18 protein-coding genes are annotated in these 23,232 nt (G+C 62.4%); 7 read left to right on the forward strand and 11 right to left on the reverse strand.

Annotated features, from left to right (window positions below):
* Window positions 1–110: 110 nt before the first annotated feature.
* From AC4FS3_RS00795 to ccoN, 9 genes are all read right to left on the reverse strand, one after another.
* The gene (locus AC4FS3_RS00795; RefSeq protein WP_491018938.1) at window positions 111–1,439 is read right to left on the reverse strand and encodes a P-loop NTPase family protein; all 1,329 of its coding nucleotides are present in this window, start codon (window positions 1,437–1,439) and stop codon (window positions 111–113) included.
* A 14-nt stretch (window positions 1,440–1,453) separates the two neighbouring features.
* Window positions 1,454–1,825 carry a hypothetical protein gene (locus AC4FS3_RS00800; RefSeq protein ID WP_491018939.1) on the reverse strand — a complete coding sequence of 124 codons (372 nt, stop codon included), beginning with the start codon at window positions 1,823–1,825 and terminating at the stop codon, window positions 1,454–1,456.
* A 436-nt stretch (window positions 1,826–2,261) separates the two neighbouring features.
* Window positions 2,262–4,385 (reverse strand): dynamin family protein, encoded by a 2,124-nt coding sequence (locus AC4FS3_RS00805; RefSeq protein ID WP_491018940.1) that lies wholly within the window; start codon window positions 4,383–4,385, stop codon window positions 2,262–2,264.
* Window positions 4,386–4,394: 9 nt separating this feature from the next.
* Complete coding sequence (locus AC4FS3_RS00810; protein WP_491018941.1) at window positions 4,395–5,555, reverse strand: dynamin family protein; 1,161 nt, start codon at window positions 5,553–5,555, stop codon at window positions 4,395–4,397.
* A gap of 35 nt (window positions 5,556–5,590) precedes the next feature.
* Window positions 5,591–7,624 (reverse strand): dynamin family protein, encoded by a 2,034-nt coding sequence (locus AC4FS3_RS00815; RefSeq protein WP_491018942.1) that lies wholly within the window; start codon window positions 7,622–7,624, stop codon window positions 5,591–5,593.
* Between the two features lie 682 nt (window positions 7,625–8,306).
* Window positions 8,307–9,185, reverse strand: coding sequence for a cytochrome-c oxidase, cbb3-type subunit III (ccoP, locus tag AC4FS3_RS00820; RefSeq protein ID WP_491018943.1), 879 nt, complete (start codon window positions 9,183–9,185; stop codon window positions 8,307–8,309).
* 3 nt (window positions 9,186–9,188) lie between these two features.
* The gene (locus AC4FS3_RS00825) at window positions 9,189–9,410 is read right to left on the reverse strand and encodes a cbb3-type cytochrome oxidase subunit 3 (protein ID WP_198835740.1); all 222 of its coding nucleotides are present in this window, start codon (window positions 9,408–9,410) and stop codon (window positions 9,189–9,191) included.
* A 12-nt stretch (window positions 9,411–9,422) separates the two neighbouring features.
* Window positions 9,423–10,166, reverse strand: coding sequence for a cytochrome-c oxidase, cbb3-type subunit II (gene ccoO, locus AC4FS3_RS00830; protein WP_491018944.1), 744 nt, complete (start codon window positions 10,164–10,166; stop codon window positions 9,423–9,425).
* A gap of 11 nt (window positions 10,167–10,177) precedes the next feature.
* Entirely contained in the window at window positions 10,178–11,782 is a 1,605-nt protein-coding gene (ccoN, locus tag AC4FS3_RS00835; protein WP_491018945.1) for a cytochrome-c oxidase, cbb3-type subunit I, read from the reverse strand.
* A 266-nt stretch (window positions 11,783–12,048) separates the two neighbouring features.
* On the opposite strand from ccoN, the gene AC4FS3_RS00840 reads away from it, so the two are divergent.
* A complete protein-coding gene (locus AC4FS3_RS00840; protein WP_283176732.1) occupies window positions 12,049–12,894 on the forward strand; it encodes a universal stress protein in 846 nt (281 codons plus the stop codon).
* Window positions 12,895–12,918: 24 nt separating this feature from the next.
* On the opposite strand, the gene AC4FS3_RS00845 is transcribed toward AC4FS3_RS00840, so the two are convergent.
* The gene (locus AC4FS3_RS00845) at window positions 12,919–13,773 is read right to left on the reverse strand and encodes a prephenate dehydratase (protein ID WP_283176731.1); all 855 of its coding nucleotides are present in this window, start codon (window positions 13,771–13,773) and stop codon (window positions 12,919–12,921) included.
* 124 nt (window positions 13,774–13,897) lie between these two features.
* Between AC4FS3_RS00845 and AC4FS3_RS00850 the strand changes: the two genes are divergently transcribed.
* The 6 genes from AC4FS3_RS00850 (at window position 13,898) to AC4FS3_RS00875 (ending at window position 21,834) form a co-directional block, all read left to right on the forward strand.
* The gene (locus AC4FS3_RS00850) at window positions 13,898–14,428 is read left to right on the forward strand and encodes a c-type cytochrome (protein ID WP_092900705.1); all 531 of its coding nucleotides are present in this window, start codon (window positions 13,898–13,900) and stop codon (window positions 14,426–14,428) included.
* Between the two features lie 167 nt (window positions 14,429–14,595).
* The gene (locus AC4FS3_RS00855; RefSeq protein WP_491018946.1) at window positions 14,596–16,644 is read left to right on the forward strand and encodes an extracellular solute-binding protein; all 2,049 of its coding nucleotides are present in this window, start codon (window positions 14,596–14,598) and stop codon (window positions 16,642–16,644) included.
* Window positions 16,645–16,701: 57 nt separating this feature from the next.
* On the forward strand, window positions 16,702–17,853 hold the full coding sequence (locus tag AC4FS3_RS00860; RefSeq protein WP_198835733.1) for a microcin C ABC transporter permease YejB: 1,152 nt from the start codon (window positions 16,702–16,704) through the stop codon (window positions 17,851–17,853).
* Window positions 17,853–18,962, forward strand: coding sequence for an ABC transporter permease (locus AC4FS3_RS00865; protein WP_491018947.1), 1,110 nt, complete (start codon window positions 17,853–17,855; stop codon window positions 18,960–18,962). The genes AC4FS3_RS00860 and AC4FS3_RS00865 overlap by 1 nt, the downstream gene beginning before the upstream one ends.
* Window positions 18,959–20,608 carry an ABC transporter ATP-binding protein gene (locus AC4FS3_RS00870; protein ID WP_491018948.1) on the forward strand — a complete coding sequence of 550 codons (1,650 nt, stop codon included), beginning with the start codon at window positions 18,959–18,961 and terminating at the stop codon, window positions 20,606–20,608. The genes AC4FS3_RS00865 and AC4FS3_RS00870 overlap by 4 nt, the downstream gene beginning before the upstream one ends.
* Complete coding sequence (locus tag AC4FS3_RS00875; protein WP_491018949.1) at window positions 20,605–21,834, forward strand: glycosyltransferase; 1,230 nt, start codon at window positions 20,605–20,607, stop codon at window positions 21,832–21,834. Before AC4FS3_RS00870 ends, AC4FS3_RS00875 begins: the two co-directional genes overlap by 4 nt.
* Window positions 21,835–21,837: 3 nt before the next feature.
* Here AC4FS3_RS00875 and hemN read toward each other — a convergent pair whose 3' ends face one another.
* On the reverse strand, window positions 21,838–23,193 hold the full coding sequence (gene hemN, locus AC4FS3_RS00880) for an oxygen-independent coproporphyrinogen III oxidase (protein ID WP_491018950.1): 1,356 nt from the start codon (window positions 23,191–23,193) through the stop codon (window positions 21,838–21,840).
* Window positions 23,194–23,232: the final 39 nt, after the last annotated feature.

Genomic DNA, 23,232 nt, shown 5'->3' on the forward strand with positions numbered 1-23,232 from the left:
AAAGCCTGATACAAGCCGTGCTTTCCGGCGGAACAGAACCGCTATCCGCCAGACCAGGCGGATGCTGCCCCCCCGGAGACGAGACGTCTCACGGCCATCCCGACCGACCGTCAATACCCCCCCACTGCTTTGCGCAGCTCACCGGGATCGGGCTCCACTTCGGGATCACGCCCAGACGCCTTCCCCGGTCGCATCGTGGCAAACACATTCGCACGCAGCGCCCCGAGATCACCGCCCTCGGGCTGCTGTTTGGCGAGATCAAGCACGGTCGCGGTCTGCTCGGTGAGGAAGTCATCGAATATGCGCCGGATTTCTCTGGACAGATCAATGACCTGGCTCTGTTTCAGATCATCGGTCGCCGAGCCGATCCCGGCCTCGATCAGCCTGCGATACCCGGCGGCAAGCGTGGCGGGGTTCCTGCGACGCGGCCACCAGCGCTCCCACCAGCTGCGGCAGAGGGTGATGGTGATTGTTTTGCCCATCACCACCGGTGGCGGCGCTTTGGGCACTTGCGGCGGCTCGATCCGGCACCCGCCGACCGCAGACCCCAATGCCCCGGCACAGACCGCGCGCAGATCACTTGCCGCGCCATAGAACACCGTCTCCACCTGCGCCCGCGCCCGGGCCGAAAACCGGTCACAGGTCGTGCGCAGCACCAGCCGCAGCCCCGAGGAATTGAAGGTCCAGCTGTCATCCGTGCCGGTTTTGCACAAATGGCCGGTCAGAGCGTCGGTGGCGCGGAGCACATAATCCTGCTGCACCTGGGTCAGCGCCGGTGCCAGCTCGCCCTCCAGCCGGGAAAGCGTCTCTTCCAGTTTTTGCCGCGCGCGACTGACAACGGCATCAAGATCGCCGCGCAGCTGTTCCGGATCGACAGCTGTCAGCCGTCCTGCACTATCGCGGCCGCTGACCAATGCCGTGCGGGCGGCCCTGGCGGCGGCGATATTGGCAAGCCTGCCGCGCATCGCCGCCAGATGGCGGGCGCCCGACCCCTCAACGATACGCTCATTGATGCAGCGCATCAGTTCGGGAATGCCGGACAGCTTCCACAGATGCGCCATATTGCGCGGATCGGCCCCGACATCGCAATTGCGGGCCCAGTCGGACAGCGCGGTCCTGCCCGCGTCATCACGATCCGGGCGCGCGCCCTGCAGCGCCATCGCAGCCCAGCGGGCCGAACCGAATACCACCTTCACATCCCGCAGACGGCCATAGGGGCGCAGCGTTTTTTGGATGCTCTCATAGATTCCGGCCACCTGCTCTAAGGGCGTATCGAGCTCGTCGATACGGTTGACGAACAGCACAAGCTGACGCGATTCCGAGCTTGAAATCAGCCGGATCAGCGCAAGATCGGTGGTGTTCAGCGCCTCATGCGCCGAGAGAACCACGACACAGACCTTTGCCCCGCGCAGCGCCTGGTGCGTGACCTGTTCGCGCATGGGGAACGTATCATTCACTCCGGGCGTATCGCGGAACAGATAGCTGCCGGGAACCCGGGCTGACCGCTCAGCACATTGACCAGCGCGGTCTTGCCGGCCTTGAGTGGCCCCACCAGCGTGACCGAGGCCTCGAAACTGCCAGTTTGCTTTGCAAGCGCCACGAGTTTGCGGCGCATTGCGCTGTCACTCTCGCGCGCCCTGGCAAGGACGGTGTCCCGTATGGTCTCAAGCGTCTGGAGGAAGGGCGTGATGACCTCGGCACCCCGGCTCAGCAGGTCGAGGTTCGGCGGGCAGCCCGGCCCGGAGGAATTTGTTGCGACAGAGGCCGATCCGGAAAGCGCTGATCCGGCGAAGGCACCCTTTGCGGTGGTTTGAATGTCTTTCATGTTCCCCTTCCCCTGTGCCGGCGCACAGATCGCAGCATCGCAAGGACAGCTGCGTCCCCAAGGCTTCACAATCTGCCTGAAATTCCCAGGGGATCAGGAAACAGGCGGGCCGCCGGCTGAGGACAAAGGACCAGAAAGAGCAAAAACCGCTCCGACACGAGAACCATCACACATCCGGAGAAGCCGGCCAGATGACCTCCTCCTCGTACAAGATGAAACTGTCCCGGCTTTGTGAAGAATTTGTGGATCTCCGGAGGATTTTCTTTGTTCCGGGATCGCCTTTCCGCCGTGTTAAAAAGCCATGATAACGGCGGAATTCACAATGGAGAATGGCGGGAACCGACGGTCTGAGAACCCGTTCCCGCCATATCCGGCCTCCCGGCCAATCAGCCTGGCGTACCAGGCCGTCCGCCCCCGGTCAGGGGCTGCCTGTCTGTCAGGCCGCAGCGGCGGCCCGCGTCACATCCGCCTGCGCCAGCGCACTTTCCACGGCTGAAAGGTTGATCAGCCGGCGCTCCAGCACCTCCATCTGGCTTTGCAGCCGGTGGACGATGCGGCGACGGAAATCGGGGTCATTCACGACCATTTCGAATTCCACCATGTCTTTCTTCAGCCGGTGCACCCGCTCATTCAGCGAGAGCTCGAACATCCGGAGCATCACGCGGAGCCGGTCGATGCCGGCATCGGCGCGTTCCACCTGGGCCTCATTGAAGGCGGCCAGAAGTTTTTCCATCGGCGGGCGCAGCTCTTCTGCCGCGATCATCCTCAGCGCGGCAAGGCTCTTTTCGACATTGATCCCGGGCCGGCGCCAGAAAGCCCAGCTGCGATTCGAGATGAAATTCACTCTGAGCGACCGTTTCGCCAGCGTCAGCGTCGAGACAAATTCATCATAGGGCAGATCGGAAAGGTCGATCCCCTCGGCCCGTTCCTGGAAGCGGTCTTTGATGGTCTGCTGGCATGATGACAACCCGTTCGAAAGAACCACATCGGTGCCCGCGCGCGAGTTTCTCCAGGCAGAAGTAAGCTCGCGCTCCATGACTTTTTGCAAAGGCGAGAGGTCGATTTCCATCGCCCGCGCCGTCTCGCCACGCAGCTTTCCGGCCATGATCCGCGCCTCGAATTCCGGCTTCTGATCTTCAATAAAGCTCTCGATCATACCAATCAGCCGGGTTTCCAGCCTGGACCAGGACCTGGTCAGCACTTTCTCGATCTGCACCTCGGCATTCTCGACATGGCCTTCCAGCTCGGTCTGCACCTTGCGGATGGCGTCGATCTCCAGCTGAAGATCCTCGATCGCCATCGTGGCGACCTCACTGTTGACGCTGCCGGCCTGGGTTTGCAGCGAGGCCCGTTCGCGCCGCGCCACAAACAGCGCGCCATTCAGCTCGGCCCGGATATCGGCCTTGATCTGCGCCATTTGCGACCGGCCAACGCCTGAATCGATCAGCTGCGACAGCGCCACTTTCACATCGCGCATCCCCGAGGCGAGCATCAGCCGCTCGCAGCGGTCATCGGGCAGATAGCCGTAGCGCGAATGGATATAGCGCGCGAGGCGGGTGTCATCCAGCGCGGCGCGATCGGCCTCGGCCTCATCCCCGTCCTGGAGCGTCAGATCCGCCATCCAGGCCGAGCCGGCCACGATGGTGAAATCAATATCCGGGATCGCACCGCACAGACGCCGCGAGACATCTTCGATCACGCGCGGCACATCGGTGTCGTAATCGTCAAGCTCGTCGATCCGGTTCACGAAGACCAGGACATCCTTGTTATCCTGTTTCGCGAGGATCCGGATCAGCGCGATATCGACATCGGTCAGCGGCTGATGCGCCGACAGGACGATGACAAAAACATCCGACTTGTCGAGGCTGCGACAGGTGAATTCATCGCGCACAAGGAACGGGTCATTCACGCCGGGCGTATCGGTGATGATGGTCGGCACCTGGAATTCCGGCAGCCGCATATAGACATTCGCGACTTTGGTCAGCATCGCATAACGCCCTGCCGCCGTCGGATCGGTCTCATCTTCGGCCCCGGCACAGACATAGCTCCGCAAAAGATCCGAGGAGACATAGTCGTACTCATGCGCCGTTCCAAGGAGATCGGCATAGCGCCTGCCAAGGCGCTCCTCGGCGCGGCGGCGCATCTGGTCGCTTTGTTCGCGCAAAAGCTGGGTGTCAAAGCCCGGCAGCAACTGTTCGGTCAGCTTGCGGATGCGGCTGTCGCCATTGACGATCTCGTTCCAGTCGGCATTGCCGAAGAATTCGAACCTGGCCCCCATCACCGGGTCGCCGGGCAGGTTCACCCTTATATTGGTGACGACCGAAGTCCAGGGGTTCACATCCGAGGGCAGGAAATCATGGCTGTAAAGGAAAGCGTTCAGAAAGGTCGATTTGCCCGCCTTGACCTGACCGATCACCGCGACTTTTGCGGCCCAGTTGTCCAGCCGCTCGCGCAGCGCGCGAAAGCCCGGACGCATCTCACGGCTGATGACCTTGTCGATCCCGTCAAGGGAATCCCGAAGAAAATTCAGTTCCTGGCGCTGGTCAGGTGCAATTTGCATGTCAGCTCCTCACTCACAAAAATCCGCAGAGAAACCGGCACGTCCGGCACCACTGGCAGAGCCACTATTCACAGAGTTACCATTCACAGCGCCGGGCTGGGCGGGCTGCGCATCCAGCCGGGCGATAAAATGATCCACAGCGGCGAGCAGCGATTCCGGATCGCTTCGGTCAACGCTCTGGCTTATTTCGTTCCAGAGGCTGCGCGCATGCCCGCTCTCTGCCCCGGCCAGCGCGGCGCGGACCAGAGCCGCGCGTGCGGGAGGCGCGGCGTCGGGCGCAGTATCGGCTGGGGTCTCTTCCGGGCGACGGTTCCGCACGAGCTGCAGGACATTGGCCCCGACCGCACCACGCGGTGATGTGGAAAGATCGGGGATCTCCCCGGCCTCATTCTGCGCTTTCAGGGCAGGAGCGGGCTGCGGGTCCGCGGCCCCGGTCGCAACGGATGAGGCCGCCGGCTCGGGCGTCGTGACGCGCACCGGCACCGAGGCCGCGAACTGGCCGATCAGCGTATTGGGCGCTCCATCCTGCCGCACACTGCCGCTGACCATACGCAGACGGGCCGCGATGCGGTCAAGATCTTCGCGCTGCAAGAGCGAGGCCATGAGGAAGCTCTCGAAAAACGCGCCGGCCTCGCGCTGGACGCGCTGCAACACCCGGTCAGCCATGGCCGGGCTGCCCAGCAGATCGGCATGGGTCACCACCATGGTCGCATTCTGCCGCAGCCGCGCCGGCATCGCCTGCCAGACCGCCTTTTCGCTTTGCCGCCAGGCCTGGGTTGCATTGGTGCACCAGACCACGGCATCGGCAAATTCAAGCATGCGCTGCCAGGTCTCGGCCGCCATGTTCGGATCGGAATTGCCGGGCGTGTCGATAATATCCATCCCGGTCAGGACCGGTGCCGGATGCGCCATCACGCAATATTGGGTCTTTTCCAGATCGACAGTGTTCAGATCGGCCAGCGGCTCGCCCCGACCCGACTGACCGACACGGATCAGCGCCGGTTCGCCGCGCACCAGCCAGACCGGCGGCAGCGCGGTCGCGGTGACATTCGACGGCAGCACCGGGCCGCCGACCAGCCCATTGATCAGCTGGGTCTTGCCGGCGCTGAATTCGCCCGCGATCAGGATGCGTGGCTTGCGCTGCACCGGAGCACCAGAGCGATCAGCCACCGGATCGGCCGGTTTCCTGCGGTTCCAGAAGCTCCTCACGCCGACAACCTCCGCATCTCGGCCAGACGGGCGAGACTGGTCTCATCCGACTGCCCGGCCTTGTGCTCGTCCGGCCCCTTTTCATGCAGCCGCTCCAGCAGCGCCTCGCAGAACCGGCTCTGATCCAGCGCAAATCCGGTGACGATCTCGCGCGTGGCCGCGACCGCCGGATCAAAGAAATCCGTCAGCAGATTGTCGATCAGCGGCTGGGTCTCCTCGATGATCAGCGCACGGTATTTCTTTTCGACCTTCTTCGCCTGGCCAAAACGCAGGAAGCGCCCGGCCAGCCTGCCGGTCGCGCCGGTATCCCAGATCCGATGCCACCAGGTGCCCTGAAGATCGAAGGACAGCGTGCGGGCCAGCACGGTCGGCGCGCTATGTTGCTGCTGTTCCGGAAAATCGATGCTGGCGGCATTGCGATAGACGCCAAGCTCGTTTTGCAGCACGTCCTGCACTGCATCAAGCACCGATTCAAAGCTGATCTCGCCCTCGCGGCGAAGTCTGGCACAGGACGAAAGATAGGCCGTGCGCATCATCATCCGCAGGCCGGTCGGGTCGTGATCCCAGGAGCCGGTCTCGCCAAAGGCCTGGATATGCGATTGCAGCGCCTCCACCGCGGAATCGACAAAGGTCTCGCGGGCGCGGGTCAGGCGTTCGTGCAACGCGCTGCGCAGATCAACGGCTGCCGCGTCAAATGTGGTCATCACCTTTTGCAGCGAATCTGCCACCTTCAGCATCAGCTCTTCCTGGCTGATGGTCAGCACCGCCATCCCGGCATCGCGCAGCCGCGCCGCCGAATCCACCGCTTCGCTCATCTCGATGATGAGTTTGATCTCGGCTTCGATGTCTTTCAGGAAAGCCGCCCCCGGGCCATCAATCACACGTTCGGCAATCAGCCGGTGCAATGCGGGCACGCCCGAAGCCTCGAACGCCGCCTCGCGCAGCGCCTCATGGTCGGTGATATCCAGATCGGGATGCAGCTGTTGCAGCGAGGCAAGGCTGCGCGGCATCAGCGCGCCCTTGCCCGAGAGCGCGAAATTCGCCCAATAGCCCGAGCCGAACAGGATCGGGATATCCTGATCCAGCCCCAGCCGCGCCAATGTGCGGCGGATCGAAGCGCGGATTTTTTCCTCTTCGGCCTTCGGATCGGCCAGCTCGTCGATCCGGTTGACGAAAATCACCACTTCGCGCGCCTCGACGGCACAGATGATGCGCAGGATCGCCACATCCATGGTCGAAAGCGCCTGATGCGCCGACAGAACAACGACGCAGACCCGGCTGTCCTGGATCGCGTTGAGTGTGATCTGCTCGCGCATCATGAATGTGTCGTTCACGCCGGGCGTGTCGCGGATGCACAGGCCCGACGGCAGCCCTTCGGCGTCAATATAAAGATCGGCGGTCCTGGTGATATCGGCATAGACGCCGTCGCCCGATGCGTCCTTCAGGTCGGACGGGTCACCATAGCAGATGTAGCGGTTGATCGTTTCCTTATCGAGGTCCGGGAAAGAATGGTTCGAGCCGATGATACTGGCGAAATCCGCCCCCAGCCGCGCCTCGGTGCTCTGGCGCATCTGCGTGACCTGGGCGCGCACCTCATCGGCCTCCTGCTCGAACCCGGCGCGGGTGGCCATCTCGCCAAGCCGGCCCCCGGTTGCGACCAGCCGGTCCCATTCATGCTGGTCGAAAAAGCGAAACAGCGCGCGGGTATTCATCGGCCGGTGCCGGCTGTTCAGATGCAGCGCGGTGATCACCGAAGTCCAGGGGTTCACATCTGATGGCAAGAGATCGGTCTCGCCCACCAGCGCATTGACCAGCGTACTTTTCCCGGCCTTGATCTGGCCGATCACCGAGACAGAAGGCTCAAAAGACCGGATCTTGTCCAGCACCCGGTCAATCGGCTCTTCGACAAAGGCCAGCGAGTAATCGTAGAAATCCTCGACCGCCTTCTCAAGATCCGCCAGGCGCGACCAATAGCGGTTCAGTTCCCCGAACCCCTCGCGATGCTTCAGCCTGATGTTACCCTTCGTCATGAAGGCCTCTCAATTTGCTGCGGACAGGCCGCTTACAGACATCAAAACGGACCAGCCCCTGCACGCCAGGACTCGTCCTGCCGGTTGCTACAAGGCTCCGGCCTGGTCTTTGGAGGCGGTCTCACATGCCATGTCCTGTCCGGGATCCTGGCCGCTCCCGCCAGTCCTGACCGCACCACGACCGGCCCGCCGCGACCTGAACTCAGCCGGCTGGGGACTGGACAGGCGCGCGAAGAGATCCGTCTGCCCCAAACGCCGTGCTCTGACCGCCACAACAAACCGGTGACCGCCTTCTTCCTCAAACTGCAAAACCTGGCCTGACATTTGCCTGCCCTGACTCGTGACTGAACATGGTCAGACCATGTCCATTGTTTTGGGCTCAAATCGGGCAGGTTCGCGGTGCTTTCAGGACGAAACCCCCGGGAGATCGCGTCAGGGATCATGATTTTTTATATGAAATATTAATTTGTTAATCGGATGCGCCCCCCTCCCCGATCCTGCCGCTACTGCCATGGTGCGGCCACTATTTGCCAGCCCGCCCCCTCAGGTTGCGTGGGCCGCGCGCACTCGCCCGCGGCTGTCGGAGAATCAAAAACCGCCCCCCGCCCTCGCAGCCAGCGGGCCTGGCGGCTTCTGCGCCCCCCGGATATGAAAACGGGCCCCGAAGGGCCCGTCTCATGTATCACTCGCCACCGCCAAGACTGTGAACATACCAGCTGACCGCGCGGATATCGGCCTCGGACAGCCGCCCCGCCCAGTCGGGCATCACCCCGAACCGCGCATTGTTGACGCTATAGGTGATCGCCTCGCGCGAGCCGCCATAGAGCCAGACCGCATCGGTCAGATCGGGGGCGCCCTGTTCGCGGTCGCCCTTGCCGGTCCCGGCATGGCAGGAGGAACAGTTATCGGCAAAGACCGTCGCCCCCGCAGAGGCCAGTGTGGCGTCATGTTCCTGGCCCGAAAGCTGCAGCACATATTCCACCACTTCGGCGATCTGCGGTTTCTCCAGCAGCTGATCCTTTCCGAAAGCGGGCATCTGGCTGTAGCGCGCATCCGGATCGGTGGTATTGCGGATCCCGTGGCTGACGGTCTGATGGATCGCCTCCATCGAGCCGCCCCAGAGCCAGTCATCATCCAGAAGGTTCGGATAGCCGAGGCTCTGAATCCCGGCCGCACCTGCACCATGACACTGAACGCAGTTGGTGCGAAACACGGCAGCCCCTGCATTTTCGGCAAAAGCCGCAAGCTGAGGATCATCGCCGATCGCGTTCAGATCGGTCGCCACCAGCTTTTCACGGTTGCCGGCATTCCTCGCATTCCAGTCGGCGATCTCGGCCGCGACATTGGCGCGTTCATTATTGCCGATCACACCCTGCGTCGCACGGGTCAGCAAAGGCCAGGCCGGATAGGCGATGGTATAACCGATGCCCCAGACGATACAGGCATAGAACACCCAGACCCACCAGCGCGGCATCGGGTTGTCCAGCTCCTGGATACCATCCCAGTCATGGCCGGTGGTCGGAACGTCACGTTCGACTTTGGTAATCTTTTTGGCGCACATGAATCACGCCTCCGTCTGCTGGCTGTTGCGGGGCTCCGCGGGGCCCGCCGCGGAATTTTCAATCCGGGGGCGGTCCTCATTGCGGAAAATCGAGCTGGCAATCTCGTCATGCGTCTTCCGGCTGCCCGGGCGGAAGGCCCAGAAGGCGATGCCGACAAACATCAGGAACATAAGCAGAAGGCCCCAGCTGTCGGCGGTGGCGCGCAGGAATGAATAGAGTTCCATCCTTTACCCTCCTCAGCGTGTCGGATCCGGGGTGAAGGTCGAGAAATCGACCATCGTCCCCAGGACCTGCATATAGGCGATCAGCGCATCCATCTCGGTGATCTTCGGCGAGCCGTCAAAGTTCCGGACATTGACCGCGCGGCCGAAAGCGGCTTCGCCGTAACGTGCCTCAAGGCCGGAACTGTCGGCATCCGGATTGGCCTGGGCCAGGAAATCGGCCTGTGCGTTTTCGATCATCTCATTGGTATAGGGGATGCCGACGATGCGGCTCGCCTTCAGGGTATCGGCGATATATCTGCCGTCGATCACCTTGTTCTTCAGAAAGCCATAGGGCGGCATCAGGCTTTCCGGCACCACCTGTTTGGCATTGGTGAAGTGATCGACATGCCATTCATCCGAATAGCGCCCGCCCACCCGGGCCAGATCCGGCCCGGTGCGTTTCGATCCCCATTGATGCGGCTTGTCATACATCGATTCGACGGCAAGGCTGTAATGGCCATAGCGCGTCACCTCGTCCCGCATCGGGCGGATCATCTGGGTGTGGCAGTTATAGCAGCCCTCATTCTTGTAGACCTGCGCGCCCGCGAGTTCGAGCGGGGTATAGGGGCGAACCCCTTCCACCTTCTCGATGGTGTTCTCGAGATAGAAAAGCGGCACGATCTGCACGAGACCGCCGATCGCGACGACGATAAAGGCCAGCACCATCAACAGCGTCGCGTGGGTTTCGATCTTTTTATGTTTGTCGAGTATGGACATTTAACCCTCGCTCACGCAGCCGGAATGGCGTTGTTGGCATTGACTGGTGCTTTCGCTTCCTGACCACGGACGGTCATCCAGAGGTTCCAGCACATGATGAGCGCGCCCCCCATGTAAAGAAGCCCCCCCAATGTGCGCACCACGTTCATCGGATATTTGGCGCCCACGGTGTCGGCAAAAGCGTTGACGAGGAAGCCATTGGCGTCGACTTCGCGCCACATCAGGCCTTCCATGATGCCAGACACCCAAAGCGCCGAGGCGTAGAGAACAATCCCGATGGTCGCCAGCCAGAAATGCCAGGATACAAGGCTCAGGCTGTAAAGCCGCTCGCGGTTCCAGAGCCTCGGCGTCAGATAGTAAAGCGCGCCGAAGGTGATCAGCCCGTTCCAGCCAAGCGCGCCGGAATGAACGTGACCAATGGTCCAGTCGGTGTAATGCGACAGCGAGTTCACCGATTTGATCGACATCATCGGGCCCTCGAATGTGGCCATGCCGTAGAAACCAAGCGCCACAACCATCATCCGCAGAACGGGGTCGGTGCGCAGCTTGTCCCAGGCGCCCGAAAGCGTCATCAGACCGTTGATCATGCCTCCCCAGGACGGCATCCAGAGGATGATCGAGAACACCATGCCGAGGGTCGAGGCCCATTCCGGCAGCGCGGAATAATGCAGGTGGTGCGGCCCGGCCCAGATATAGAGGAAGATCAGCGCCCAGAAGTGGATGATCGACAGTTTATAGCTGTAGACCGGGCGTTCGGCCTGTTTCGGCACAAAGTAGTACATCATGCCAAGGAAGCCTGCGGTCAGGAAGAAGCCCACCGCGTTATGGCCATACCACCACTGGATCATCGCATCCTGCACACCGCCGGTGACCTGCACCGAGGTCGAGCCGAAGATCGAGACCGGCACCGCCATGTTATTGACGATATGCAGCATGGCGATGGTGATGATGAAGCCGAGATAGAACCAGTTCGCCACATAGATATGCGGCTCTTTGCGGTTCATCACCGTGCCGGCATAGACCGCGAGGAAGGCGACCCAGACGATGGTGATCCAGATGTCGATATGCCAGGCGGGTTCGGCATATTCCTTGGCCTGGCTGCCGCCCAGTACATAGGAGCTCGCCGCCAGGATGATCATCAGGTTCCAGCCCCAGAACACGAACCAGGCCAGATTGCCGCCCCAGAGCCGCGTGGCGCAGGTGCGTTGCACCACGTAGAACGCGGTACAGATCAGCGCATTGCCCCCAAAGGCAAAGATCACGGCGCTGGTATGGAGCGGGCGCAGACGCCCGAAATTGCCGATCCCCTGCAGGAATTCGAAATTCAGCCAGGGCCAGGCCAGCTGGCTCGCGATGACGACGCCGACCAGAAAGCCGACAACACCCCAGAAGGCGGTGGCGATCACGCCGGCGCGGACGACACCGTCCAGATATTCGTTTTTGTTGATGACCTTCGGTTCGCCAACGCCGCGCAGCACCACCACAAAGGTGATGGCGGCGGCCAGCATGACCGTGATCGCATTGACCTGATAAGCCAGATCGCGCGCGAAATTGGCCGCGATCGCGGCGAGAACCGCGATCAGGCCAAGCGCGATCAGTTTGACGTAATCCCACATAAGGCGTTCCCTCGTCTTATATCCACGGCGTCTGAGGGGGTTGGATCCCCCCTGACAGACCTCCGGACTGTTTGCCTTGTGCTATAGACGGGGGGCGCGCGCCTTGATCTGCGTCAACACGTCCAGGCGCTGTGGCATCTTGCCACGGCCTGAAACACAGCATCGGACACGCACGGGAATTTGACCTCCATCAAAGCGGAACCCGGCCCGGGCCTCTAGCGTTCTGGTTGTGAATGAACCTCCGATAACCCTGCGGGAGACGGGTCATGGCCTATAAATCGCTTCTCACCATCGCCAGTTCAGAGACCGGCACGCGAACCGCCGTCGATGCGGGCACGAAACTCGCGCTCGCGATGGATGCGCATCTTGAAACGCTCGCGCTCGGGGTGGACCGCTCGCAGCTGGGTTATGCCTATATCGGCACCGGTGCTGTGATCATGCAGGTGGCGATGGAACGAGCCGCCGAAGAGGCAGCCTTGCGCGAGAAACGCCTGCGCGCGGCGCTTGAAGCCCAGGGCCAGGACCTGCGCTGGTCACTTGATTCGGCGGTCTGCCAGCTGGGCGCCCTCGGAGAGCTGGTTGGTGCCCGCGCGCGCTACAGCGATCTGGTGGTGCTGCCGCAGCCCTATGGCGATGACCAGGGCGCCGAAGGCGAAGCGGTGCTTGAAGCCGCCCTGTTCGACGGCGCAGCGCCGGTCCTCGTGCTGCCCGCCTCCGGTCTGCCTGCGGCTTTGCCGAAACGGGTCGTTCTGGCCTGGAATCAAAGCCGCGAGGCAATGGTCGCCGCGCGCCGTGCGATGCCTTTGCTCAAGCGCGCGGAAGAGGTGGTGATCACCGTGGTCGACCCGTCTGCGAACGGGCCCGAACGATCAGACCCCGGTGGCAATCTGTGCCAGATGCTGGTGCGTCACGGGGTCAGGGCCGAGGTTTCCGTGCTGGCGCGCACCCTGCCGCGCGTCTCGGATGTGCTGGCGCGACAATGCCAGGATATCGGCGCCGACCTGCTGGTGATGGGGGCCTATGGCCATTCCCGGTTCCGCGAGGCGATCCTGGGCGGAGCCACTCGCAATATGCTGGAAAGCGCCGAAGTTCCTGTCTTCATGGCGCATTAAACGCCCGGAACCGTGGCGGGCGGCTCAGCGCCGCTCGCCAGAGGCCGGATAGACACCGAGGATATTCAGCTCGGTGGTGAAATAGCTCAGCTCCTCCAGCGCCCGCGCCAGCGCCGGATCTTCGGGATGGCCCTCGACATCGGCGTAAAAGGCGGTGGCGGTGAAATGGCCGCCGACCATATAGCTTTCCAGCTTGGTCATGTTGACGCCATTGGTCGCGAAACCGCCAAGCGCCTTGTAAAGCGCCGCCGGAATATTGCGGACCTGGAAGGTGAAGGTCGTGACCATTTTCTCGGCCCGGCGCCGGTGATCGGGCGCGCGGCTCATCACCAGAAAGCGGGTGGTGTTGTTCGCGTGATCCTCGATATGGCGGGCCAGCACGTCGAGCCCGTATATCTCAGCCGCCAGTTCGCTTGCGAGCGCCGCATGGGACGGGTCATTCGCCTCCGCCGCCTCACGCGCGGCCTTGGCATTGTCCGAACTGATCACGCCGCGGATATTGTGCTCTCTCAGGAAACCCGCGCATTGCGGCAGGATCACCACATGGCCATGCGCTTCACGCACATCCGCCACGCGCGCGCCTTTTACCCCCAGAAGGTTCACATGCACCCGCACGAAAGTCTCGTCGATGATATGCAGGCCCGAATTCGGCAACAGGCTGTGAACATCCGCCACCCGGCCATAGGTCGAGTTCTCGACCGCAAGCATTCCCAGATCTGCCCGACCGTCGCGGACAGATTCGACCACCTCCTCGAAAGTGCCGCAGGGCAGCACCTCCATCCCCGGCCGCGCCTGAGCGCAGGCCTGGTGCGAATAGGCGCCAGGCTCGCCCTGAAAGGAAATCAGGCCGGATCTGGTGTCGGCGACCGATGCGGACATGGCATGAACTCCTGAAAAATCGCGGGTTTCGCACATGAGAGGCGATTGGTCGCGCTCCTACACCTTGCAAGCCATGCAGGGAAGCGGCTAATACCGGGCAAGACGACCAAGGGATGCGTTCGACATGTTCGACACAATGACGATGACCAAGGCGACCGGAGCTGTCTGTGGCGCACTTCTTGTGCTGCTGCTGGGGGGCTGGGCTGCGTCTGCACTTTACAGCACCGCGCCGCATGGCGGCGGTCATGGCGAAGAGGTCGCCCAGGCCTATACGATCGACACCGGCGCAGCTGCCGGCGGCGACGAACCGGCCGAGGTGGTTGATATTGCCGCGCTGATGGCGACGGCAGATCCGGCCAAGGGCGAAAAGGTCTTCAACAAATGTAAGGCCTGCCACAAGCTTGATGGCACCGACGGCACCGGCCCGCATCTGAACGGTGTGGTTGGCCGCCAGATCGCCAGCTCTGCGGGCTTTGCCTATTCCTCCTCGATGGCGGATCACGGCACCGATGGCACGAAATGGGATGCGGAAGAGCTGGACCATTTCCTGCGCGCGCCGAAATCCTTTGCCGCCAATACCAAGATGTCTTTCGCAGGCCTGCCGAAGCAGGATGAGCGCATCAACCTGATCGCTTTCCTGGAACAGCAAAAGTAACGGATTTCCCCGCCATCCGGGGAAAAATTCCGCTGAAAACAATGGCCGCACCTTCTGGTGCGGCCATTTTCAGTCGCGCATCACCAGAGTAACGCATTCGCGCCTTTCCCCCCGCGCGGCATGGCTTTAGCATCACAATCCGGAACGGGCAGAAACCGGGGGATGGAATGGCGGCAAGGGCGGATCGCAGGGGCGACAAAGGCCGGATGATGGCGGGCAAACCCGCGATCATGGCCCGGGATCCCGCCCCCCTGTCCCGGATGCATGCCGTCCTGCTGACCGGAACCCTCGCACTGGCTGCGGCCCTGATAACCGCCGGCGCCCTGCGCGCCCAGGAGGCCGCTCCGGCCGAAGTCACGCCGACAGCCGCGCCCGCCGATGCACAAGAACTCGTGGCTGAGGCCGAAACCGGCGTGATCATCTCGCATGGGATTGCCACCTTCAATTCCGACACGCTGCTGCATCCGGCGGATATGCCTTACCTGCCTTATGTGAACCCCGACGCGCCAAAAGGCGGCGAGTTCAGCATGCAGGCCATTCAGGACGGCTATGATTCGATGAACCCGTTTTCGGTCCAGGGCCGCGCGGCCCAGGGCGCCACGATGATGCTGGAAGGGATCCTGACCGGCACCGCCGACGAGATCGGCTCATCCTATTGCTTCATGTGCACCACGATGGAATTCCCCGAAGACCGATCCTGGGTGATCTTCAACCTGCGCGATGATGTGCGGTTCTCGGATGGCTCGCCGCTGAGTGCCGAAGATGTGGTGTTTTCCTACAACGTCTTTCTGACCAAGGGCCTTGCCGAGTTTCGACCGCAGCTTGAGGCCCAGGTGGCCTCGGTCGAGGCACTTGACCCGCTGCGGGTGAAATTCACCTTCCAGCCCGGTGTGCCCAGCCGTCACCTGCCGGCCCTGGTCGGCGGACTTCCGGTCCTCTCAAAGGCCGATTACGAAGCTCGGGACATGGATCTCGAACAGGGCTCGATGCAGCCCTTCCTTGGAACCGGCGCCTATGTGCCTGTTCTGCCAGCGAAAAGCCCGACCACGATCAGCTATCGGCGCAATCCCGATTACTGGGCGCAGGATCTGCCTTTCGGCATAGGCATGAACAATTACGACGTGATCCGCTATGAATATTTCGCCGAGGCCAATGCCGGTTTCGAAGGGTTCAAAGGCGGCGCCTATACTTTCCGCCAGGAAAACGTCGCGCGGCAATGGTCGCTGAACTACGATTTCCCCTCCGTGCTGAATGGCAGCGTCCGCAAGGAAGAACTGCCCCGTGACGGAGTTTCCAACGGCCAGTCCTGGGTCTTCAACCTGCGGCGCGGCATCTGGCAGGATCCACGACTGCGCGAGGCCGTTGCGATCCTGTTCAACTTTGAATGGAGCAACGACACGCTGTTCTTCGGCAAATACCAGCGGATCAATTCCTTCTGGGAAAATTCCTGGTTGCAGGCAGAAGGCCCGCCCGCGCCGGAAGAGGTCGCGCTGCTGGAACCCCTGGTCGGGGAAGGATTGCTGCCGCCCGGGATTCTGACCGACGCGCCCTATTCGCAGCCCGTCTCGGATGCCGGAAAGCTGCTGGACCGGAAGTCCCTCCTCAAGGCGTCGAAACTGCTGGATGAGGCGGGATGGCAGGTGGATGACAAAGGCATCCGAAGAAATGCAAAAGGCGTGGCGCTGCGGCTTGAGATCCTTGACGACAACCCGACCTTTGAAAAGATCCTGGCGCCCTTTGTCGAAAACCTGCGCGCGGTCGGCATTGATGCCGGTGTGAACCAGATCGATTCCGCGCAATATGAGGTGCGGACCCGCAACCCGGATTATGATTTCGACTTCACCAGCACCTTCTTTGTCTTTGACTACTTCCCCGATTCCGGCCTGCGACAATGGATCGGATCGGCCGAGGCGGATGTCTCGGTCAGAAACCTTGCCGGGCTGAAAGATCCGGCGGTGGACCGGCTGATCAATGTCATCGTCGCGGCACAGTCGCGCGACGAGGTCACCACGGCGGTTCATGCCCTTGACCGGGTGCTGCGCGCCGACAGGTTCCGCGTGCCCATGTGGCACAAGCCCGAGGTCTGGGTCGCCTATTACGACATGTATGAACACCCCGCCGTGCTGCCACCCTATGCCACGGGCGAGCTGAGCTGGTGGTGGGTCAACGCGGAAAAAGCCGCTGCTCTGAAGGCCAGCGGCGCGCTGCGACAGTGATCTCTCTTCTGACCGATCCTCTCACGACCGAATTTTGAACGAACAGGCGGGACGACCTTGGGCTCCTATATTCTCAGACGGCTGTTGCTGGTGATCCCGACCCTGTTCGGCATCATGCTGATCAATTTCGCCCTCACCAATGTGGTGCCGGGCGGCCCGCTGGATCAGATCGAGGCACGGCTGCAGGGGTCAGGCGATTCCATCGCGGGGATCGCCGGGGCGGGCGGCGATGCCGGAACCGGCGACGCGGGCCAGTCGGGCTATACCGGCGCGCAAGGCTTGTCACCGGAATACCGGGCACAGCTTGAGGAGCAGTTCGGCTTTGCCCGCATCATCTGTGACGATGGCTTCACCGGCAGACGCGACATCCGCAATGAGGCCTGCCACAAAGAAATGATCCCATTCTGGGAACGCTTTGGCATCATGATGTGGAACTATGCGCGCTTTGATTTTGGCGAGAGCTTTTTCCGCAAGATCTCGGTCGTCGATCTGATCATCGAGAAAATGCCGGTCTCGATCACGCTGGGCCTGTGGTCGACGCTGATCGCTTATCTGATCTCGATCCCGCTGGGCATCCGCAAGGCGGTGAAGGACGGATCCTCGTTCGACACCTGGTCTTCGGGCATCATCATCGCCGCCTATGCGATCCCCGGCTTCCTGTTTGCGATCCTCTTGATGGTGCTGTTTGCCGGAGGCACCTACTGGCAATGGTTCCCGCTGCGGGGGCTGACATCGGACAACTGGGACAGCCTGTCCTGGATCGGCAAGGTCGGCGATTATCTCTGGCATATCACTTTGCCGGTGACGGCGCAGCTGATCGCCAGCTTTGCGACGCTGACGCTTCTGACCAAGAACAGCTTCCTTGACGAGATCCGCAAGCAATATGTCATGACCGCCCGCGCCAAGGGCCTGTCAGAACGCCGCGTGCTTTACGGCCATGTCTTCCGCAATGCGATGTTGATCGTGATTGCGGGTTTTCCGGCACTGTTCCTCGGGGTTTTCTTCGGCTCGTCACTGATCATCGAGATGATCTTCACGCTGGACGGTCTGGGGCTGCTTTTATACCGTGCCACGATTGAACGCGATTTTGCGGTGATGTTCGGCACGCTGTTTGCCTTTGGGCTGATCGGGCTGGTCGTGGGGATTATCTCGGATCTGATGTATGTGCTCGTCGATCCCCGTATTGATTTCTCGAAGAGGGCGGGCTGATGGCACTTTCGCCGCTGAACCAGCGCCGCTGGCGCAATTTCAAAGCCAACCGGCGGGCCTTCTGGTCTCTGATCATTTTCGGCGTGCTTTATGTCCTGACGCTCGGGGCAGAGCTGATCGCCAATGACCGGCCGCTGCTGGTGCGCTACCAGGGCAGCTGGCACACGCCCTTCCTCAAATTCTACCCCGAGACCCGCTTTGGCGGTGTCCTGCGCACAGAGGCCACTTATCGCCAGCCCGAAGTACAATGCCTGATCATGACCGGCGGCAGCGCGGAATGCGAAAATGACACTGCCGCTGTTATGGCCGAACTGAACGAGAAAGGTACCGTCATGGGCGAGCCGGTCCGGAAGGGCTGGATCCTCTGGGCACCGCTCCCCTATCAATACAGCACCATCGTCGATACCGGCGGTCGCGCGCCCGCCGGCCCCTCGGCGCAGAACTGGCTGGGCACCGATGAGGCCAGCCGTGACGTGCTGGCCCGCGTAATCTATGGCTTCCGCCTTTCCGTCACCTTCGCGCTGATCGTCACGGTGCTGAACGGGCTTTTCGGTGTCGCAGCGGGGGCGGTCCAGGGATATTTCGGCGGCAAGACTGACCTCATTTTCCAGCGCGTGATCGAGCTCTGGGGCTCGATCCCCTCGATCTATGTCATCATCATCCTGACCGCGATCTGGGCGAAAAGCTTCTGGCTGATGGTGTTCCTTCTGGTGCTGTTCGGCTGGACGGGGCTGGTCGGTGTGGTGCGGGCTGAATTCCTGCGCGCGCGGAATTTCGAATATGTGCGGGCGGCGCGCGCCCTTGGGGTGCCCGATCTTCAGATCATGTTCCGCCATATGCTGCCGAATGCGATGGTCGCCACGCTGACCATGCTGCCTTTCATGGTCACCGGCACCATCGGCACGCTGGCGATGCTCGACTACCTGGGCTTTGGCCTGCCCTTGTCGGCGCCATCCCTAGGCCAGCTCTCGCGCCAGGCCCAGGCCAATCTGCAATCGCCGCATCTGGCCTTTGTCGCCTTCTTCACCTTCGCCATCATGCTGACGCTGCTGATCTTCATCTTTGAAGGCATCCGCGACGCATTCGACCCGAGAAAGACCTTCCGATGAGCCTGCTTGACGTAAAAGACCTACGCGTCAGCTTTTCCCAGGACGGTCGCCAGATCGAGGCGGTGAAGGGCGTGTCTTTCTCTGTGGGCAAGGGCGAGACGGTGGCCCTGGTCGGCGAAAGCGGTTCCGGGAAATCGGTGACCGCGCTGTCGACCGTGCGGCTTCTGGCCGATAACGCCACGGTTTCGGGCACCATTTCCTGGCAGGGGCGCGACATCGCGAAACTCTCAGAGGCCGAGCTGCGCCAGATGCGGGGCGATGATATCAGCTTCATCTTCCAGGAGCCGATGACGTCCCTGAACCCGCTGCATTCGATCGAGCGGCAGATCACCGAAAGCCTCGAACTGCACCAGGGCCTGCGCGGCGCCAAAGCCCGGGCGCGGGTGATTGAACTGCTGACCAAAGTGGGTATCCGCGACCCCGAAAGCCGGCTGAACGCCTGGCCGCATCAGCTTTCGGGCGGGCAGCGCCAGCGCGTCATGATCGCCATGGCGCTGGCCAATGGGCCAGAGCTGTTGGTCGCGGATGAGCCGACCACCGCGCTGGATGTGACGATCCAGAAGCAGATCCTTGAATTGCTGGCGGAACTGAAAGCCTCGGAAGGCCTCAGCCTTTTGTTCATCACCCATGATCTGAACATCGTGCGCCGCATCGCCGACCGGGTCTGCGTGATGCAAAACGGGGTGATCGTCGAACAGGGGCCAGCCGCCGAGGTATTCGGCAACCCGCAGCACCCCTATACGCAGAAACTGCTTGCTGCCGAGGCCGCAGGCCACCCCGGGCCGGTGGCAGCTGACGCCCCGGAAGTGGTCCGCTCTGAACATCTGAAAGTCTGGTTCCCGATCACCAAGGGCTTCCTTCAGCGCACCGTCGGGCATGTGAAAGCCGTGAACGATGCCAATGTCGCGGTCCGGGCCGGGGAAACCCTGGGCATTGTCGGCGAAAGCGGCTCTGGCAAAACCACGCTGGCGCTGGCCCTGATGCGGCTGATCGGCTCGGAGGGGCCGGTTTTTTTCATGGGCAAGGATATCTCGCGGCTGCGCGGCCAGGCACTGCGCGATCTGCGCCGCGACATGCAGATCGTGTTCCAGGACCCGTTCGGCAGCCTCTCGCCCCGGATGACGGCGGAACAGATCATCGCCGAAGGCCTCGGCGTGCATGGGGTCGAACCGGGCCGCGACCCGCGCGATATGGTGACGGACATCATGCGTGAGGTCGGGCTCGACCCCGAGATGATGACCCGCTACCCGCATGAGTTTTCCGGCGGGCAACGGCAGCGTATCGCCATTGCCCGCGCCATGATCCTGCGCCCGAAACTTGTGGTGCTGGACGAGCCGACCTCGGCGCTGGACATGACGGTGCAGGTGCAGATCGTCGAACTCCTGCGCGGACTGCAGCGGAAATGGGGGCTGGCCTATATCTTCATCAGCCATGACCTGCGGGTGATCCGCGCCATGTCGCATAAGGTCATGGTGATGCGGGCGGGGGATGTGGTCGAATCCGGCACGACCGAACAGGTATTCCGCCGCCCTGCCAGCGATTACACCCGCGCGCTGATGGAAGCCGCCTTTGGCGATCTGCGCCCGGTCAGCGCAGAAGAGGTTCCCGAAGGCGCTGCAGCAGGCCCCCCCGGGGATGATGCGTGAAGATCCTCTTTGTCCACCAGAATTTCCCCGGCCAGTTCCCGCATCTGGCGCCGGAACTGGTGCGGCGTGGACATGACTGCCGGGCCCTGACCGATCAGGGGAATGACCGGCCCTCGCCGCTTAAGACCTGGCGCTACAAGTTCACGCCCGACCCGGTCGATCCCCGTGCCACGCGTCTGGGGCGCAATTACACCACAAATTCCGACCGGGGGGTGGTTGCGGCCCGCGCCGCCATGACCATCCGCGACCGCGAGGGGTTCTCGCCCGATCTGATCATCGGCCATTCCGGCTGGGGCGAGACGCTCTTTCTGAAAGAGGTCTGGCCCAAGGCGAAACTGCTGGTCTATTCCGAATTCTACTATCGCGGCGGCGGTCAGGATGTGGGCTTTGACCCCGAATTTTCGCCCGGCGGCTTTGACCAGGTGATGATCGCCCAGGGCCGCGCCGCGCATCTCGGTCAGGCGCTGGTTCATGCCGATCGCGGGCTCGCGCCGACCGAATGGCAGGCCTCGACGCTGCCCGCCACGCTGCGCCCGATGGTAGATGTGATCTTTGACGGCGTCGATACCGACATCGTCCGCCCCGATCCGCGCGCGCAGTTCATCACGCCATCGGGCCAGGTGCTGCGGGCCGGGGACGAGGTGCTGACCTTCGTGAACCGCAATCTCGAACCCTATCGCGGCTATCATATCTTCATGCGGATGCTGCCGCGCCTGATGCGCGAACGCCCCAATGCCCAGGTGGTGATCGTGGGCGGCGATGAGGTGAGCTATGGTGCCGCCCCGAAGGGTGCGAAGGGCTGGAAGGATATCATCCTTGATGAAGTGAAGGACCGGCTTGACCTGTCCCGCGTGCATTTCACCGGCAAGCTGCCTTATGCCGATTATCTGCGGCTGATGCAGGTCAGCCGGGCGCATGCCTATCTGACCTATCCTTTCGTTCTGTCCTGGTCGATGGTCGAGGCAATGGCGGCGGGCGCTCTGGTCGTGGGATCACGTACAGCGCCGGTTGAAGAGATGATCCGCCATGGCGAGACCGGGCTTCTGGTGGATTTCTTCGACCAGAAGGCCTGGGCCCGCCAGCTTGTGGAATGCCTGGCCGAACCCGGGCGGTTTGACGCGATCCGCGCCCGCGCCCGCGCCGAGGTGGTCGCGAAATATGATCTGAAGCGGGTCTGCCTGCCAGCCCAGGTCGCACTGGTCGAAAGCCTGGTGCAGGGCGCGTAACGATCAGACCGCGGCCGAATGCTGCGCCTTCGCGCTGTCATAGGCGTCAAACATCCGCGCGATCATCCGCGTCAGCGGCCGGCCCCGGGGCGGGATGATCAGGTCGGCGCCGTCGCGCAGGACCATATCGCCGAACATTGCGCTGGCCGCGTCAAACAGCGCCGCAAGCCGGGCCGGGCTGGCGCCGTAATCACGCGTCAGTTCCTTGCCCGAAACGCGGAAATCGCACATCAGCGCCTCGATGATACGGCCCCGCATCAGGTCTTCGCCCTGGAAGGCATGGCCTTTGGCAACCGAAAACCGCCCCTCGCGGATCGCTTTCGTATAGGCGGCCGTGGCGGGCGCATTCTGCGCATAGCCCTGCGGAAAGCGCGAGATCGACGACGCCCCCAGCCCCACCAGCACCCCCGACTGATCATCGGTATAGCCCTGGAAATTCCGCCGCAGCCGCCCCTCTTTCCAGGTCGTCGCCAGGCCATCCGAGGGCAGCGCGAAATGGTCGATGCCGATCTCGTCATAGCCATCGGCGGCAAACAGCGCCCGGGCGGTGTCGAACAGAGCCAGGCGTTCCTGCGGAGTCGGCAGGCTTTCCGAAGGGATCAGCTGCTGGCGCCGGCTCATCCAGGGCACATGGGCATAGCCGTAGAGCGCCACCCGGTCCGGCCCCAGTGAGAGCAGCTTTTGCACCGAATCAGCGATGCGGGCGCGGTCCTGATGCGGCAGCCCGTAAAGGATATCGGCGTTCAGACTGGTGATGCCACGGGCGCGCAGCCCGTCGGAAATGCGCTTTGTCAGCGCGTAGCTCTGGTCGCGGCCGATGGCTTTCTGGATCTCGGGATCGAAATCCTGGACCCCGATCGAGGCCCGGGTCATCCCCGCTTGCGCCAGCGCATCAAGGCGCGCCTCATCCGCCTCATTGGGATCGATCTCGACCGAGAATTCGCCGCCCGGTGCCATCGGAGCGACCGAGAAAATCGCATCCGTCAGACGCAGGATCTCGTCCGGCGGCAGCAAGGTCGGTGTGCCACCGCCCCAGTGCAGCCTGGAAAGCGTAACATTCTCAGGCAGATGCCGCGCCAGCAGTGCGATCTCGTCGCGCAGTGTCCGGGCATAGGCGATCACCGGGTCTTCGGATTGCGTGCCCTGGGTGCGGCAGGCGCAAAACCAGCACAACCTGCGGCAGAAAGGCACGTGAAGATAAAGCGATATGCCCGACCCGGCCGGGATCTGCGCCAGCCAGGAGGTAAACTCAGGCGCCCCGATCCCGTCCCGAAACTGCGGAGCGGTCGGGTATGAGGTATAGCGGGGCACCTTCGCGTCAAAAAGTCCCAGCCGTTCAAGTTGCTTATCTGGCGTCATGGCTCTACCCTAAAGAGGCGCAGGCTCTGCTTCCTTGAC

This window comes from Pseudogemmobacter sp. TB195, from assembly GCF_058313095.1.